The 2,012-nt window shown below is 72.7% G+C and carries 2 protein-coding genes; one reads left to right on the forward strand and one right to left on the reverse strand.

From position 1 onward, the window contains the following. Positions 1–314: 314 nt before the first annotated feature. Positions 315–1,094 (forward strand): NAD(P)H-dependent oxidoreductase, encoded by a 780-nt coding sequence (locus AB0O29_RS35430; protein WP_365160420.1) that lies wholly within the window; start codon positions 315–317, stop codon positions 1,092–1,094. 50 nt (positions 1,095–1,144) lie between these two features. Here AB0O29_RS35430 and AB0O29_RS35435 read toward each other — a convergent pair whose 3' ends face one another. Continuing rightward, on the reverse strand, positions 1,145–2,011 hold the full coding sequence (locus AB0O29_RS35435) for a carbohydrate-binding protein (RefSeq protein ID WP_365160423.1): 867 nt from the start codon (positions 2,009–2,011) through the stop codon (positions 1,145–1,147). Position 2,012 lies beyond the last annotated feature (1 nt).

Genomic DNA, 2,012 nt, shown 5'->3' on the forward strand with positions numbered 1-2,012 from the left:
GTGGTACGCCCCGCGCGGGCAGCTGTCGCTGCGGGTCACGGAGATACGGCCCGTCCCGGCGCCGGCTGTCGGCGGGAATGCCGGCGGCCGCCGGGTCGACCCGGGCGCGCCGGGTCCGCAGGAAGCCCGCGAGATCGTCCATGCGCCCAGTATGGCCGCCGCGCCGCCCCTGAGGGTGGCCCTGCCGGTACCAGGAAGTCCCGTCCTACGGAAGCGGCGTCCCTGAACGCGGGGCGCGGCGGCGGCCAGGATCAGAGGCATCAGATCCGGTCCGGTCCGATCCAGTCCGGTCCCGTACGACCAAGGAGTTTCCCGTGAAGACGCTGATCGTCTACGCCCACCCCGAGCCGAAGTCGCTCAACGGCACGCTGAAGGACCTCGCCGTCTCCACCCTGGAGAAGGCGGGCCACGAGGTACGGGTGAGCGATCTGTACGCGATGAACTGGAAGGCGGCCGTGGACGCCGCGGACTACGGCCCCGAGGCCCCGGCCCGGCTGAAGGTCGCGGCGGACTCGGGCCGGGCCTTCGACGCCGGGACGCTCACCCCCGACGTCCTCGCCGAGCAGGAGAAACTGCTGTGGGCCGACACGATCGTCTTCCAGTTCCCGCTGTGGTGGTACTCGATGCCCGCGATCCTCAAGGGCTGGGTGGACCGGGTGTTCACCTACCGCTTCGCGTACGGCGTCGGCGAGCACAGCGACACCAAGTACGGCGAGCGCTTCGGCGAGGGCACCCTCGCGGGCAGGAGGGCCCTGCTGTCGGTGACCGCCGGCGGCCCGGAGTCGCACTATTCCGCCCGTGGCATCAACGGCCCCATCGACGACCTGCTGTTCCCGTTCCAGCACGGCATCCTCTACTACCCGGGTGTCGAGGTGCTGCCCCCGTTCGTGCTGTACGGCACCGACCGGATGACCGACGAGGAGTTCCCGGACGTGGCCAAGGCCTGGGAGCAGCGCCTCCTCACCCTGGAGTCGACCGAGCCGATCGCGTTCAGGCGGCAGAACTTCGGGGACTACGAGATCCCCTCACTGCACCTGAAGGAGGGCCTGGAGCCCACGGGCCGCACCGGCTTCGGGCTCCACGTACGCGGCTGACCGCCGGAGGCGGCGCGGCCCCGTGGGCCGCCACCGTCCGGGGTGGCCGCTCAGAGGCGCTGCCAGAGCGCCGGAACGTTCGGCGGTTCCCAGCCGGTGACCGAGGTGTGCGCCTGCAGGCAGCGGTACGAGAGCCCCGCGTACGTGACCCCGTCGCCGGCCCGGTAGGCGCGGCCCGCCGCCCAGCTCCCGGTGGGCGGGGTGGTGGGCGGGGGAGTCGTCGGCGGGGTGGTCGGGTCCTGGGCCACGTCCAGGACGAAGTCGAAGGTGGCTTCGAGACCGGGACCGGCCTGGCGCACGTTCATCAGCAGCCGGCTGTCGAAGAGGGAGTCCGTGCCGTTGCGCGGCTCACCCGGGAAGTACAGCTGGGTGGTGACCACCCGCCGCCCGGGCGCCTGGAGCTTCACGTGGAGGTGGCGGGTGCGGCCGGGGTAGAGCCCCGGGACGATGGTGGTCAGGCTGAACGCGCCCTGTGCCGTGCTGAACTGGTGCCCGCGGAAGCCGTAGCCGCTGTTGTCGTACGCGCCGTTGTCGTCGGCCTGCCAGAAGTCGAGCAGCACGCCGGGGACCGGGCGGCAGGCCCGCCCGAAGACGTACCCGCTGACGGTCAGCCGGGTGCCGGGCGTACCGCTCGTGACCAGGGAGTTCCGCAGCGGGGAGTTGGGCTTGAAGTACGGGCCCTCCATCTGCTCCACCGTCGGCTCGTCCCCGTCGTGGCACTCCGGCGTCGGGGCGAGGGGCGTGCCGCCCGAAGCCGGGCGTTCGCGGGCGAGGGCGACCGGCGCCCCGATCAGGAACGGGGCGGCGCCGAGCGCGGCGGCGGCGCGCAGGACGGCCTTGCGGCTGACCCGGCGTCCGTCCTCCGTGGTGGCAGGCGTGGGTGTGGGTGTTGCGGTGGGCTCCTCCGGTACGGGCATC

This window comes from Streptomyces sp. NPDC089915, from assembly GCF_040684675.1.
In the GTDB taxonomy this organism is placed as follows: domain Bacteria; phylum Actinomycetota; class Actinomycetes; order Streptomycetales; family Streptomycetaceae; genus Streptomyces.